At 47.2% G+C, this 14,302-nt stretch carries 12 protein-coding genes; 11 read left to right on the forward strand and 1 reads right to left on the reverse strand.

Features of this window, described 5'->3' with window-relative positions; all coding sequences use genetic code 11:
* From Q3O60_RS00005 to Q3O60_RS00050, 10 genes are all read left to right on the forward strand, one after another.
* A partial coding sequence (locus Q3O60_RS00005; RefSeq protein ID WP_305891851.1) for a hypothetical protein occupies positions 1 to 1,006 on the forward strand: 1,006 nt, incomplete at its 5' end.
* Between the two features lie 45 nt (positions 1,007 to 1,051).
* Positions 1,052 to 3,202 carry a type I secretion system permease/ATPase gene (locus tag Q3O60_RS00010; RefSeq protein ID WP_305891852.1) on the forward strand — a complete coding sequence of 717 codons (2,151 nt, stop codon included), beginning with the start codon at positions 1,052 to 1,054 and terminating at the stop codon, positions 3,200 to 3,202.
* Positions 3,192 to 4,592, forward strand: a complete 1,401-nt coding sequence (locus Q3O60_RS00015) for an HlyD family type I secretion periplasmic adaptor subunit (RefSeq protein ID WP_305891853.1) — start codon at positions 3,192 to 3,194, stop codon at positions 4,590 to 4,592. The genes Q3O60_RS00010 and Q3O60_RS00015 overlap by 11 nt, the downstream gene beginning before the upstream one ends.
* 1 nt (position 4,593) lies before the next feature.
* The gene (locus tag Q3O60_RS00020) at positions 4,594 to 5,928 is read left to right on the forward strand and encodes a TolC family outer membrane protein (protein ID WP_305891854.1); all 1,335 of its coding nucleotides are present in this window, start codon (positions 4,594 to 4,596) and stop codon (positions 5,926 to 5,928) included.
* 4 nt (positions 5,929 to 5,932) lie between these two features.
* Entirely contained in the window at positions 5,933 to 6,559 is a 627-nt protein-coding gene (locus Q3O60_RS00025) for a hypothetical protein (protein ID WP_305891855.1), read from the forward strand.
* 9 nt (positions 6,560 to 6,568) lie between these two features.
* Entirely contained in the window at positions 6,569 to 7,210 is a 642-nt protein-coding gene (locus tag Q3O60_RS00030; protein ID WP_305892085.1) for a transglutaminase-like cysteine peptidase, read from the forward strand.
* 15 nt (positions 7,211 to 7,225) lie between these two features.
* Positions 7,226 to 9,166, forward strand: coding sequence for a bifunctional diguanylate cyclase/phosphodiesterase (locus Q3O60_RS00035; RefSeq protein WP_305891856.1), 1,941 nt, complete (start codon positions 7,226 to 7,228; stop codon positions 9,164 to 9,166).
* A 15-nt stretch (positions 9,167 to 9,181) separates the two neighbouring features.
* Complete coding sequence (locus Q3O60_RS00040) at positions 9,182 to 9,757, forward strand: OmpA family protein (RefSeq protein ID WP_305891857.1); 576 nt, start codon at positions 9,182 to 9,184, stop codon at positions 9,755 to 9,757.
* 41 nt (positions 9,758 to 9,798) lie between these two features.
* Positions 9,799 to 11,130 carry a DEAD/DEAH box helicase gene (locus Q3O60_RS00045; protein ID WP_305891858.1) on the forward strand — a complete coding sequence of 444 codons (1,332 nt, stop codon included), beginning with the start codon at positions 9,799 to 9,801 and terminating at the stop codon, positions 11,128 to 11,130.
* 301 nt (positions 11,131 to 11,431) lie between these two features.
* Positions 11,432 to 11,644: a cold-shock protein gene (locus Q3O60_RS00050; RefSeq protein ID WP_305891859.1), complete on the forward strand. Its 213-nt coding sequence runs from the start codon at positions 11,432 to 11,434 to the stop codon at positions 11,642 to 11,644.
* 60 nt (positions 11,645 to 11,704) lie between these two features.
* Here the strand turns inward: Q3O60_RS00050 and dinB are convergent, their stop codons facing one another.
* Positions 11,705 to 12,757 (reverse strand): DNA polymerase IV, encoded by a 1,053-nt coding sequence (dinB, locus tag Q3O60_RS00055; protein ID WP_305891860.1) that lies wholly within the window; start codon positions 12,755 to 12,757, stop codon positions 11,705 to 11,707.
* Between the two features lie 264 nt (positions 12,758 to 13,021).
* On the opposite strand from dinB, the gene glyA reads away from it, so the two are divergent.
* Complete coding sequence (gene glyA / locus Q3O60_RS00060; protein WP_305891861.1) at positions 13,022 to 14,275, forward strand: serine hydroxymethyltransferase; 1,254 nt, start codon at positions 13,022 to 13,024, stop codon at positions 14,273 to 14,275.
* Positions 14,276 to 14,302: the final 27 nt, after the last annotated feature.

Below are 14,302 nucleotides of genomic sequence, written 5' to 3' on the forward strand. Positions count from 1 at the left end.
AGACGCTGATTCGGATGCTGATGCCGACGCGGATGCCGACGCTGACGCAGATGCTGACGCCGATGCAGATGCAGACGCTGATGCGGACGCTGATGCGGATGCTGATGCCGATGCTGATGCAGACGCTGATGCAGATGCAGATGCAGATGCAGATGCTGATGCGGACGCCGATGCAGATGCAGATGCGGACGCCGATGCAGACGCCGACGCAGATGCGGATGCCGACGCGGATGCAGATGCCGACGCGGATGCCGATGCAGACGCCGACGGTGATGACGACTCAATAATCGACTATTTTGCTGCTTACGGAAGAAATGAGCTGGGTGAAACGTTCGTATTAAAAATAACAGACTTTCCATCGGATTTTGCTTTTGAGCACATGCCTGAATTCCTTCAGGCAGTCCGAGCTCATTACGGCGAGGAAGGATTCCGCTTAACTAACCATGTGATAAAATCAGAAGGTGAGTTTTATCTTGCCAATGGAGCCAGCACCAGTTTAGGGGCTCCGTTTATGTTAGACGGCGATGGTGATGTGGCAGATGGCAGTGCTGTATTGTTTAGCTTTGAAGATTTTATTGCTCTGCTAGATGGTTATACTAGCCCGGTACCATTGAACGCTAACCCTGATATCATGTCGGCTGAATCTGAGAATGAAAGTGCTGAAGTGTTTAGCTTTGCGATGGATGAAGAGCCGTTACTTATTAGTGAAAGTTTCCTTAATGAGGTGGCGGCCGATAACTCTGGTATAACACTTGGTCATGATGGCGTTTTACTGCAAGACCTGTTCCCTGAGCTTAATACCGCTAGTTTAGAGCAGTTGCTTGAGCTGGTTAGTAATGAGCAAGGTGAAGCCGTGCTTCAGTTAACCAATAATGAAACTGGTGCAGTTGAATCGGTGGTGATCCAAGACGCGGATTACGAGCAACTGGTGGCAGTCTTTGGCTCAGCAGAACAAGCGATTGATGTATGGCTTGATCTTGGGCAACTCGTGATAGATCCGGTGTAATTATAAAGCAGAGGCTTTTGCCTCTGCACAAAAAAGAACGGATAAATGCAAGCAATGTCTTCACAACCTATACCGGTTGATCCTCTGGAACATGATCCGCTATTGCAGTGCTTGGTATTTTTTAGCAAGCACTATGGTCGCCCGTTATCAGCCAAAACGCTAAGCATGGGGTTGCCTGTGCATCAGGGCCGTTTGCTATTAAAAGATATTCCCCGTGCTGCTCAGCGTGGTGGTCTTGCCGCTAAGTTTTCTGAGCAGCATTTCAATACCCTTGCCGAGGGTTTTTTGCCCTGTGTGGTCTTATTAGAGCACGGCAAGGCATGTGTTTTACTCGCAAGGGATCAGGCAAAAGCAACCGTGACGGTGTCATGGCCAGAAGTGGAAGATTCGGAAGAAGAGATCCCACTGGCTGAGTTTGAAGCTCGTTTTAGCGGGCACTTATTGCTGGTTAAGAAGAAACATCGGTTTGATGCCAGATCGCCAAAAGTACTGCACAGCCTAAAAGGGCATTGGTTCTGGGATACCATTAAATTATCTTCTCCAATCTATCGTGATGCGTTAATTGCCGCATTTTTTATCAACTTATTTGCGGTTGCGACGCCGCTCTATGTGATGAATGTCTATGATCGTGTGGTACCTAACCTGGCGATGGATACCCTTTGGGTACTCACCAGTGGCATGGTCATTATTTTTGCATTTGAATTTATTCTGAGGCAATTACGAGGCTATTTGCTGGATGTGGCGGCCCGTAAATCCGACGTCATCTTGTCATCACGCTTATTTGAAAAAATGCTGAATCTCAAAGCCAAAGCACGACCAAACTCGCTTGGCGCTTTTACCCGGAATGTGCAGGATTTTGATTCTATTCGTGATTTTGTTGCTTCATCAACCATGGCGGCACTGATTGATTTACCTTTTGCGTTGTTATTTTTTCTGATCATTGTGTTTTTAGCCGGGCCTGTGGCCCTGGTCCCTTTTGTTGGTATTGTCGTCATGTTGTTGTTTTCGCTATGGGTACTCCGTCGTATGGAGCCTTTGGTGGCAGAAGGTGTTCGATTAAACAGCCAAAAACAAGCGCATTTGGTGGAATCCTTGTCTGGATTGGACTCGTTAAAACTTGCCGGTGCAGAAAGTCAGTTTCAGGGCAAGTGGGAATCACTGGTATCCGACAGCGCGGCATGGTCGATGCAAATTAAAAAGTACACGGTTGCCGTGGCCAGTGTCACCAGTTTTGTGCAGCACAGCGTGACGCTTGGTATCGTGGTCAGCGGTGTTTATCTTATTACCGATAATGCGCTAAGTTTGGGGGGCTTGATTGCCATTGTGTTGTTAGGCAACCGTTTGGTCGCCCCTTTTGCACAGATTTCTTTACTTTCAACACGATATCAAAATGCTAAAGCAGCTTTAGCCAGTCTTGAACAGATGATGACTTTGGAAGAAGAGCAGACCGACCATTTCCTTCATCGCTCGTACTTTGACGGCAAAATAGAATTTGAACGTGTGAGTTTTAGCTATCCGGGCACACAGCATCAGGTGTTAACTGATGTCAGTTTTACCATACGGCCAGGTGAAAAAGTGGCTATTATTGGCCGTATTGGTAGTGGAAAAACGACCATTGAAAAACTAATGTTGCAGTTTTATCAGCCTGCTGAAGGGGCTATCCGCTTTGACGGTGTTGATAGTCAGCAAATCAACCCGATTGATCTGCGACAGAAAATTGGTTGTGTACCGCAAGACATCAACCTTTTTTATGGCAGTGTACGGGACAATATTACGCTTGGGGTACCGCATGTCGATGATGAGCGGGTGCTGAAAGCAGCTCGACTGGCTGGCGTCACCCAATTTACCGATCATGAGCCCAATGGGTTAGATCGCCAAGTGGGTGAGCGAGGCATGTATTTATCGGGTGGACAGCGGCAAAGTGTTGCGATGGCTCGCGCTTTGTTATTCAACCCTCCCATATTGGTGCTGGATGAACCGACCAGTCATATGGATAGTTATACTGAGTTCCAGTTAACACGCCATATCAGCCAGGTTGCTAAAGACAAAACACTGTTGCTGATTACGCACAAGATGTCGATGTTAGAATTGGTCGATAGAGTGATCGTGTTGGAGAAAGGCCGCGTTGTGGCGGATGGAGACAAAGCGACGGTGTTAGCTGCTCTCAAGCAAGGAACTGCTTCTCATGCTAACTAAGGGACTAGAGCGTTTTCTTGGCTGGTTTTGGCCCGCGCAACCAGCGATTTCTGATCAAGAGTTGGAATACATTGATGATTTGCATTCTCGTATCTCCTTTAAACCACCCTACAGGGCCAGACGAGTACTGATGATCATCAGTGTGATGGTATTGGTTTTCTTTTGCTGGGCATTTTTTGCCGAAATTGATGAAGTATCGCGCGGGCAGGGGCGGGTCATACCATCGCAGCAGCTGCAAGTTGTGCAGAACCTGGAAGGTGGGATCTTACAGCAGATATTAGTGCGGGAAGGGGAGCAGGTTACTCAGGGGCAAGCGCTAATGTCGATTGACCGAACTCGATTTTTAGCCGATGTCCAGGAGCAGCAGTATCAACGATCAACCTTGCAAGCTGATATTGCCCGATACCAAGCTGAGCTTGCATCCGTACGAGTTGAGGTAGCCAGAGCTTATATCGAGTTGCAGGAGCCTGACTTTTCATCACTGGAGATGGAATCGGGCAACCTTCAACATTATCAGGCGCTGTTTCGTGAGCGTATGCAAGGCTTGGAAAATGTGTTTGGTATTGTCGCCGAGCAAATTCAACAGCGTCAGCAAGAGCGGGCTGAGATTGAATCTCGTATTGGTCACTTGCAACGCAGCTATGCCTTGGTTGAACAAGAGATCAATTTAACTCGCCCTTTGGCGCGGCGCGGGGTGGTATCGGAAGTAGAGCTGTTGCAGCTTGAGCGCCGCTTTACTGAAGTCCAATCTGAATTGGATACTGCCCGATTTAACCTGCCACGCGTGAATGCCGCACTGCAAGAAAGTTATCGCAAGCAAGTTGAAGCTGCGTTGCAGTTTCGCACCGAAAGTCAGCAAAAACTAGCTGAGGCATCCTCTCGTCTGAGTGTGCTGCAGGCCTCTTTGGTACAGTTGTCTGATCGGTTAAATCGAACCCAAGTGGTTTCGCCAGTGAATGGTATCATCAATTCCATCAAAATTAATACCGTCGGAGGAGTGATCCAACCTGGGATGGATTTAATTGAAATTGTGCCACAGGAAGAAGCCTTGGTGATTGAAGCTAGAATGTCACCTCGTGATATTGCTTTCATTCGGCCAGGGCTGACGGCCATGGTGAAGCTCACTGCCTATGATTTTACGATTTACGGTGGCCTAAGTGGTACGCTTGAATACATCAGTGCTGATGCTATGGTGGATGAGCAAGGCAATAGTTATTATCTGGTGAGAGTCAGAACCGAAGGAAACTTCACTGATCCCGCAGGTGAGCCCCTGCCAATTATGCCTGGTATGATTGCCTCCATCGATATTTTGACGGGGAAGCGAACCTTGCTGCAATACTTATTGAAACCCATTACTCGTGCAAAACAAAGTGCTTTAAAGGAGAGATGACTTGAAGTTCAACAAAAAAACAACATGGAAGCTGGCTCTTTGTCTGGTGATTTCATCAGTGCCTGTTGCCGTTAGTCAGGCGGACTCGCTGGAGTTTACGGTGGCACAAACGCTGCACAGTAACCCGGCGATCCGTGAAGTGTTTTATCGCTACCACGCTTATGAGCAGGATAGAAAAACGGCTCGGGGAGGCTGGCTTCCAACGTTGGATTTACAAGCAGTTGCTCAGCTTAATAAGTCAGAATCGCCTTTATCCAGATTGCGTGATGATGTTGAGTCTGGTCGTGCTGGTAATGTGTCACTAACACTACGCCAGATGCTTTTTGACGGTTTTTATACGCCAAACGAGGTAGACCGTAATAAGGCTGAAGCTCAGGCTGAATTTTGGAGCTTATTGGCGACCAGCGAATCAGTCGCACTGGAAGTGGCTCGTGTTTATCTTGAAGTGTTGAAAACGGAACAATTAAAAGCACTCGCTGAAAAGAACTTGCAATCTCACCGGGCGATTTATGAACAAATTAGTGACCGGGTGGAATCAGGCCTTGGTTCGCAATCGGATCTATCTCAGATCAGAGGGCGACTAGCCAGAGCTCATGCAAATTACCTGGCCGCTCAAAATAATGATGTGGATGCTCGTTCTGCTTTTATGGCAGTGGTTGGCTATTACCCGTCTAATCTGCGTGTGCCAGTCCCTGATATACGTTTACTTCCTGCTTCAAAGCAACAGCTGCTAGAGCAGGCTCGGGATCAACATCCTATTATGTATTCAGCGAGTTTTGATGTTGATGCAACTGAGGCGCATCAAGCAGCTCATCGCTCAAATTACTGGCCACAATTGCACCTTGAAGTACAGGCCAATAAATTTAACCGCTGGCAACGAGACAATGATTACGTAGATAGAACTCAGGCGCGTCTGGTACTGCGTTACAACTTATTTAACGGTCGTCGTGATTATCACCAACAAACTAAGTTGGCCTACCGGACGGCAGAAGCAAAAGAAATTCGTGAGCAAGCTTATCGGCAAGTAATTGAGAGTGCACGTTTATCTTGGTCTGCCAAGCAAACCTTATTTCAACAATTGGCATATTTGCAAGAGCATGTGGAAGAGAGTTATAAAACTCAAGTTGCCTTCCGTGAACAGTTTGATTTAGGTCGTCGCTCTTTACTGGATTTGTTGGATACAGAAAATGAACTTTTTGAGGCTCGGGGCAGTTTCGTTGCGGCTGAAATGGATCATGTTTTTGCCAATTTCCGCATTTTACAAGCAAAGGGTGAATTATTGACTGCGCTTCGTATTGATGCTGATCAGTTCTTCCAAACGAAAGGAAAGGAGTAAAAGGATGTTGAAGGCGACGATCATAGCACTAGTGGCTTTTAGCTTATTGGCTTGTGCACAAGCACCAACCAATCATGTAGGTGCTTTAACCAACAGTGAGTTAGAGCAGCTTAAAGATAGAGATGAGGATGGTGTGATCCGGCAGCGTGATCTCTGTCCACAAACAGGATCCGCGGCTTTAGTGACGGTTGATGGATGCAGCTCACTGCAAACTCAACACTTTGTTTCTGTTCATCCATTGCAGTTTTACCGGGACGATCGCATCCTTGGCTGTGCTGAGCTCAGAAGCTTGATGGCATTGATTAAGCATTTTCAATTAGCAGAAGAGCCTATTGAGCTGACTTTATTGGCCCATCAGATCCAAGGCCAAGCTGCGCTTGATAGAGGGCTGTTTGACCGCCGCATCGCTTACCTGAAAGAGCGGCTATGGGCTGAGTACCGCCACAAGTTGCCAGCAATCAAAGTTCGGGTGGATACGGTGCAAGTTGATGATGCTTTTGTCATGAACCCAAACCAGATTGCGATCAAAGCGAAGAACTTATCGAGTGGGGAGGTACTAAAATGGCACATTTACTCGATGGAAGGGCGTGCTGGTGATGAGGTGGATGCGCATTCGGCCAGTGGTTGGTAACGGTTTGTGATGCTAGCGTTTAGGGCTTTTGTGGTTGCGGGCTTTGGTTTGATGCTCGGTTGGCTCGCCATAGCTGCATCGCAGCAAGAACAGGCCCTTAGCTACCTGAATGAACACTATAATGAGCAGGCGATCCGCCGTTATCAGAGTTGGCGCCAACTCATAGAACAACAGCAGCAACTGCCAGAGGTTGAGCAGCTTGAGGTGGTGAATCGGTTTTTTAATTTATTCGAGTTCGTCGATGATTCGGTGTTGTGGCAGCAGGAAGATTATTGGGCAACACCGCTCGAGTTCATTGGTCAAGGTGCTGGTGATTGTGAAGATTTTAGCATTGCCAAGTACTTTACCCTGCTCGAGTTGGGAGTGGATATTAACAAGCTGCGATTGGTGTATGTAAAAGCGGTACAGTTGAATCAGTTTCATATGGTTCTGGCTTATTACCCAACACCAACAGCCGTGCCGCTGATACTGGATAATTTGGATGGAATGATAAAACCAGCGTCTCAGCGGCCTGATTTGATCCCCGTGTTTAGTTTTAATGGGCAGCAACTGTGGCTGAACCGTCAGCGTGGTCGTAGCGAGGCGATAGGCTCGCCTGAGCGTTTGCCACAGTGGATGGAACTTCTCGAACGTTATGCTCACCCTGAGTGATGAAAGGATAGCACTATGACTCTTTTTCGACAGCTACTGGCTTTGATATTACTTAGTCTTACGCTGAGTTTGGCTGGTGTGCTTTGGTTAAGTTTTGATAATAGCCGGGATTTTCTGGCCAGTCAGCTGACCACTGATATTGATAACACCAGTGTATCCTTGGCTGGGGCTTTGCAACCCCATCTGGACCCGTTGCAGCCAGTGCTTATTGAAAGTACGTTAAAAGCTTATGCCGATGGCGGTTTTTATCAGCAGTTACAGGTGACCTTGTATGATAGTGAACAACGTTGGACAGAAAGCCGGCAGGTGTCACGTGATGGTGTTCCCGATTGGTTTTTGCAATTGAATTTACTGCCTGTCGTCGAACGACGGGTGATCTTGACCAGTGGTTGGATGCAATATGGTGAGCTCACCATAAAAGGCCATCCGGGGCTGGCCACTCAAACTTTATGGCAAACCTTGATTCAGCTATTAAGTTGGTTTGCCATGATCACGCTGATTATCGTGGCTTTAGCTGCGCTTGGGATCCGGAAAATACTTCGGCCATTGCAGCATATTCATCATACCTCCGAGCGGATCCGTCAGCATCAGTTTGATACGGCTATCCCATTACCAAAGACTCGTGAACTTCGTGCTGTAGTGCAGGCTATCAATCAAATGTCGCAGCAGTTGCAACAGGATTTTGCCGAGAGTGATCAACGTCAGCAACAGCTGAAAGATCAGGCGTTTCGCGATCCGGTCAGTAGTTTGGCTAATAGACGGTTTTTTAATCAGCAATTGCAAGTCTGGTTGCAGCAAGAGCCCCGGGGGGTTCTGGCCATGCTGAAATTACCAGCTTTGTCGCAACGGGATCAACAAAGCTTTGTCGAACGCGATCGTGCCATTGCCAAAGCTAGCCAGTTGATGCAGCATCAGCTGACTGGTGTGTCCGATGCATTATTGTGCCGGTTGGGGCTGGATGAGTTTGCCCTGATCCTGCCGGGACAAAGCATTGAGCAGAGCCAGCGATTATTGCAACAGATGCAACAAGTATTATTGGAACTCTTTAGTGCATCAAACCGTTCGGTCTGGGTTGGTGCTTGCTGGGTGAATCAACCGATGGCTGTTTCAGAGGCCATGTCCTTGGTTGATCAGGCTTTGCAACAGGCTAGAACCGCAGATGATAGTCAGGTTCTGGTGCAGGTTGACCAAACTGAGGTGATTCAGCGTTCAGAGTTAGTCAGTACACTGCAACAAGCAGTGGAGCAAGGTTCGATTAGCTTCTCGCAACAGCCGGTTTATGTGTTGTCGACTGAGAAAGCTCTGGTGCATTATGAGCTGTTTGCCAGACTGGAATTTCCATTAGGTACTTTGCTTCCAGCGGCCAACTTTATGTCAACCTTGGATGAATGTGAGTTAGGTCTTCGTTTTGACCAGCAAGCCATTCGTTTGGTCTTGGCGCAGCTACGGAAGCAGCCGGAAGCCAGAGTCGTGTTGAATCTATCGGCTGCATCATTAAAGTCGACAGCATTTCAGCGCTGGTTACGTACGCAGCTGCAAGATTATGCTGATGTGGCAGCTCATTTTGGTCTTGAGTGCTCTGAGGAAAGTGTTTTGTACAATCGCGCAGCCGTGCAATCGCTGGTGACATTGCTACGTGAATTTGATGTATGCTTTGGCTTGGACCGAGTAGGTCGTAACTTTGCATCCATGGCCTATGTCCAACAGGTTCGGCCTGATTATGTGAAGATTGATGCTGCTTTCACGCAATCACTGGCATCATCGCCACAGGAAAGTGTCTTTTTAACGTCTCTGGTCTCGACCATACGTGCGCTAAGTATTCAGGTACTTGCGGTACATATTGAAGACAATGAGCAATTAGAGCAGTTATCCCATTATCGGTTTGATGGGTACCAAGGGTACTTGCATCAGCCTGAACCATTTTTACAAACTGAATCAAATATAAACCGTATCTAATAAAGGAGAAATACGATGACATTGAAGTTTATTGGCCGTGGGGTATTGCTGGCTTGCCTTGTGCTATCGGTTATGGCTTGGTCAGCGACCGATGATCCTCGTGAAAGGCCGATCGTGCATGCGGAGCCTCCTGTTGTAGTGGATTCAGATGGTGATGGCATTCCAGATGAATGTGATCGTTGTCCGAATACGCCAGAAGGTGATCGGGTTGATTCTTTTGGGTGCAGTATTTTTGAAGAGGATCAGGTGGTACTGGAGATCGATATTCTGTTCGACTTTGACCAACATAATGTCAAGCCAATGTATTATGATCAAGTTGAACAGTTGGCCGATTACCTCAAACGCTTTGTCAATACGCGGGTGCTGATTGCCGGACACACTGATGATCGGGGATCTTACGAGTACAATCAAGGCTTGTCGGAGCGGCGAGCCAAAGCAGTCGCTGACTTACTGGTCAATCGCTTTGCAATTGAATCAGGCCGAATTAGTACGCAAGGCTATGGCAAAACACAACCTCGGGCTTCTGGCGTCACTGATGCAGACAGAGCACAGAACCGTCGGATTGAAGCAATTGTTGAGCCGGCTGATTAATTATCCGTTATAATGGCGTCATCTATTCATTGGAGTAACGAATGACGCCTTTTGCTGAACTATCTTTAGACCCTAGATTATTACGCTCTATGCAACATCTGGGGTTTTCTCGCCCAACAGAAATCCAGCAGGAAGCTATTCCAGCCGTCCTTAGTGGTAAAGATTTACTGGTTTCCTCACGGACTGGCTCGGGTAAGACACTGGCTTATTTGTTACCGATGATGCAGCGGTTACTGAAAAGCAAGCCGCTCTCGCAAAAAGATGCTCGCGCGCTCATTCTGGCGCCAACCCGGGAACTCGCCACGCAGGTGTATGGTCAGCTTCGTTTATTGGTAGCGAATACACGAATTAATGCTGCTTTGATCATAGGCGGAGAAAACTTCAATGATCAGGAAAAATTACTAAAACGCCAACCTGAAATCATTGTTGCAACACCAGGCCGCTTTACAGATCACCTGAGTCATCGCTCCGTCTTTATTGAAGGCTTGGAGCTGTTGATCCTTGATGAAGCCGACCGGATGTTGGATTTAGGTTTTGCCAGTCAGTTATTAACCATTCATAAAGCTGCGAACCATCGTTTACGCCAAACGTTATTGTTTTCCGCTACCTTGGATCAACTGGACATCAATGAACTTGCTTTGGCCTTACTGAACCGACCGCATCGCATCACCACTGATGATGCTCACAAGCAGCACGCTGATATACAACAGTATTTTTATCTTTGTGATCACTTAAGCCATAAAGAAGCGATTCTTGAGTATCATTTGAAGCAAGAGACTATTAAACAGGTCATTATTTTTACGGCAACCCGAGCAGATACTGACCGCTTGGCTGTGTGGTGTCAACAGTTGGGTTTTCAAGCCATTGGTTTAAGTGGCCAGTTATCGCAAGCCAAACGCAATGCTGTGATGCAGGATTTTGCCAGAGGCAATGTACAGATCCTCATTACTACCGATGTTGCGTCCAGAGGGCTCGATTTACTGCAAGTTTCGCATGTTTTTAATTTTGATTTACCTAAGTTTGCTGAAGAATATGTGCATCGGGTCGGTCGTACCGGACGAGCGGGTATGCAAGGGAAGGCGATTTCTTTAGTCGGACCAAAAGATTGGCCTAGCTTGCAATTATTGGAAGCATTTTTTCATAAGCCAATCCAATTTGATGTGATAGAGAGTTTACCAGCTCGCTTTACTGGCAAAGTAACGGCCAAAAAGCCCACCAAAGCCGTTGCAAAGAAAAAGACATCGACAGCAAAAGCCAAAGCCACAGTGAGCAAACGAAATAAACCTTCAGATTCTGTGATCGCAGATAAAAAGCAGAAAGGGTATACCGCTGGTGATGATGGTGATATCCCTGTACTGCGCAAAAAAAGTTAACAACTACACGGAAGATGTCGTAAAAAATTAATCATGCATTGCTGTCGTATTTCATTTTTTCAGTGCTACACTAAATTTATGGGAGCGAGGGTCTCACTACCCATAGCAAGGCCAACAGCAAAGTGCTTAGGTTTTGTCTTTATGGTCATAAGCTGCCGGTTTGAGTGGTCTGGTAGTGCGGTTGATAGGTAGGTTGCTTCGGCTTTATGTCGTGTGGTTTGCGAATACACATCTGCTTGAATGACTGCTACGTTTAAGTCCGGCCAGTTCGCTGGCTACTAAAGTTAAGTAAGAGAGAGTTATGTCAGATTTAATTACCGGTACAGTGAAATGGTTCAACGAAGATAAGGGTTTCGGCTTTATTGAGCGAGAAGGGGGCAAAGATGTATTTGTTCATTTCCGTGCTATTAATGGCTCCGGTCGACGCACCCTGATTGAAGGCCAACAGGTCACATTTGAAGTAGTTGATGGTCAAAAAGGACCACAGGCAGAGAATGTAACGGTCACTGCATAATACCGGTGGATCCAGCTTATAAAACCAGCGCAATTGCGCTGGTTTTTTTATTTTTTTGATTCAAAGTTCGAGTGATAGCTGACGATGATCCTGATCCGCCAAACCGACCTGAATACCAATTAAGCGAACCGAGCGTCCTTGCCCTCGCTGCCACGCGGTGACCAGCAACTGTTGCAGCACAGCTAAGGATGGCTGCTGCGCTTGCTGTTCTACCGTCGTTTGTTGAAAATCATTAAACTTCAGTTTAATGCCCAGTTTCTGGATCGGTTGGTTGGTTTGTTGCCGCTCTAATCGCTGCCTCAATGTCTCAAGCAGCCCCGGCAATTGCGCCTGACACTGCTCCAGTTGCTGTATATCTTCAGAATAGGTGTGTTCGACACCGACCGATTTCCGTTGTCGCTGGCTGGAAATAACACGATGATCGATGCCTTGGCAGCGTTCTAACAATAATTGACTGAAAGCTCCAAACTGTCGTACTAATTGAGCCAGTGGCAGTGCAAAGATATCAGGACAAACATAGACCCCAAGATCATGCAACCGCTTCGCTGTTTTAGGACCAATACCAGGGATTTTTTCAATGGCAAGTTGCTTTATAAAGTCATTTACTTGCTCGGGCCGTATGACAAAAAGTCCATCTGGTTTTCGTTCATCGCTGGCAATTTTTGCCAAAAATTTATTGGGTGCCACTCCTGCCGATGCGGTTAAGCCAGTCTCGGCCAGAATGACAGCCCTGATTTCTTCCGCAATAAGGGTGGCACTGCCCTGATGCAACGGGCTCTCACTGACATCCAGATAGGCCTCATCCAGTGACAGTGGTTCAATGTGGTCACTATAGCGGGCAAGGATCTGCATGATTTGCTGACTGGCCGCTTTGTACTTATGCATCGAGCCTGGGAGCAGCAGTAAATGGGGGCAGAGTTTTAACGCCTGAGCGGTTGGCATGGCGGAGCGAACTCCAAACACTCGTGCTGGATAATTGCATGCACCTATGACGCCTCGCGCGACTTTACTGCCGCCAATAGCGATGGGAATATCACATAGGGTTGGGTTATCACGCATTTCGACGGCGGCAAAAAAACAATCCATATCGATATGAATAATTTTCCGTTGCATAAGCATTCGCCATAATAACTGTATGTATAAACAGTATTGTAGCTGTTTTTTTCGCCGTCGCAAAGTAACACAGAGTGTATTTGATGTATGAACTGTCAGTATTCATGCACAATTTCACCGGACCTGTCTGATTATGGAAGTTTAGATGTCTAAATTCTAAGTGCATCAACCTGAATTTGCAGGTAGAATATGTCGCATTTCAGGTATAAACCTATTAAACCGAGCGTATTGAACTGATGATGGTTGAGCGCCGCAGGAGAACGTATGTTGAAGCGTGACATGAAGATTGCCGATTATGATGCTGCCTTGTGGCAGGCTATTGCTGATGAAACTCAGCGTCAGGAAGATCATATTGAACTGATCGCCTCTGAAAACTATGCCAGCCCACGGGTACTGGAAGCGCAAGGCACCCAGTTAACCAATAAGTATGCGGAAGGCTATCCTCATAAACGCTATTATGGCGGCTGTGAGCACGTAGATATTGTTGAAGATTTGGCCATTGCACGTGCCAAAGAGTTGTTCGGTGCTGATTATGCCAATGTGCAACCTCATTCTGGCTCTCAAGCAAATTCGGCTGTGTTTTTGGCACTGCTGAATGCAGGCGACACGATTTTAGGCATGAGCTTGGCACATGGTGGTCATTTGACACACGGTGCTACCGTGAGCTCATCGGGCAAGCTTTACCATTCTGTACAGTATGGCCTGCACCCTGAAACGGGCGTCATTGATTACGATCAGGCTGAGCAATTGGCGCTCGAGCACAAACCAAAGTTAATCATTGCTGGCTTTTCTGCGTACTCCGGTATTGTTGACTGGCAGCGTTTCCGTGCTATTGCCGATAAAGTGGGTGCTTATTTGCTGGTTGATATGGCGCACGTAGCTGGTTTGGTTGCTGCCGGGCTGTATCCAAATCCAGTACCTTTTGCCGATGTGGTGACCACTACGACGCACAAAACGTTGGCTGGACCTCGTGGTGGTTTGATTTTAGCTCGTAGCAATGAGGCAATTGAGAAGAAGCTAAACTCTGCGGTATTCCCAGGTAGCCAAGGCGGGCCATTAATGCATGTAATTGCAGCAAAAGCCGTCGCCTTTAAAGAAGCATTGGAGCCAGAGTTTAAAGTGTATCAGCAGCAGGTGATTGTGAATGCCAAAGCCATGTGCGATCAGATGATCAAACGAGGCTATGATATTGTTTCAGGCGGTACGGAAAACCATTTGTTCCTGGTAGACTTGATCAACAAAGACATCACGGGTAAGGATGCCGATGCGGCTTTAGGGCGTGCTCACATTACGGTGAATAAGAACTCAGTTCCTAATGATCCACGCTCACCATTTGTAACCAGTGGTCTGCGCATTGGTACACCAGCGATTACTCGTCGTGGCTTTAAAGACGCTGAAGCACGGCTGGTTGCTGATTTTATCTGTGACATTTTAGATAATCTGGGCGATGAGTCCGTGATCGATCGGGTACGCGCTCAGGTTTCAGAGTTGTGCGGTCGTTTACCTGTCTATGCCTAAAGCTTGATTTTCATGCTAAAATGGCCG

The organism is Alkalimonas collagenimarina, assembly GCF_030717845.1.
GTDB classification, from domain to species: domain Bacteria; phylum Pseudomonadota; class Gammaproteobacteria; order Enterobacterales; family Alteromonadaceae; genus Alkalimonas; species Alkalimonas collagenimarina.

What these genes read in the sequence shown, in the direction of transcription:
- Q3O60_RS00050 (WP_305891859.1), top strand. Translation starts at nt 11,432, where the DNA reads ATGTCAGATTTAATTACCGGTACAGTGAAATGGTTCAACGAAGATAAG.
- Q3O60_RS00015 (WP_305891853.1), top strand. Translation starts at nt 3,192, where the DNA reads ATGCTAACTAAGGGACTAGAGCGTTTTCTTGGCTGGTTTTGGCCCGCG.
- Q3O60_RS00030 (WP_305892085.1), top strand. Translation starts at nt 6,569, where the DNA reads ATGCTAGCGTTTAGGGCTTTTGTGGTTGCGGGCTTTGGTTTGATGCTC.
- Q3O60_RS00025 (WP_305891855.1), top strand. Translation starts at nt 5,933, where the DNA reads ATGTTGAAGGCGACGATCATAGCACTAGTGGCTTTTAGCTTATTGGCT.
- Q3O60_RS00045 (WP_305891858.1), top strand. Translation starts at nt 9,799, where the DNA reads ATGACGCCTTTTGCTGAACTATCTTTAGACCCTAGATTATTACGCTCT.
- dinB (WP_305891860.1), bottom strand. Translation starts at nt 12,757, where the DNA reads ATGCAACGGAAAATTATTCATATCGATATGGATTGTTTTTTTGCCGCC.
- Q3O60_RS00035 (WP_305891856.1), top strand. Translation starts at nt 7,226, where the DNA reads ATGACTCTTTTTCGACAGCTACTGGCTTTGATATTACTTAGTCTTACG.
- Q3O60_RS00010 (WP_305891852.1), top strand. Translation starts at nt 1,052, where the DNA reads ATGCAAGCAATGTCTTCACAACCTATACCGGTTGATCCTCTGGAACAT.
- Q3O60_RS00040 (WP_305891857.1), top strand. Translation starts at nt 9,182, where the DNA reads ATGACATTGAAGTTTATTGGCCGTGGGGTATTGCTGGCTTGCCTTGTG.
- glyA (WP_305891861.1), top strand. Translation starts at nt 13,022, where the DNA reads ATGTTGAAGCGTGACATGAAGATTGCCGATTATGATGCTGCCTTGTGG.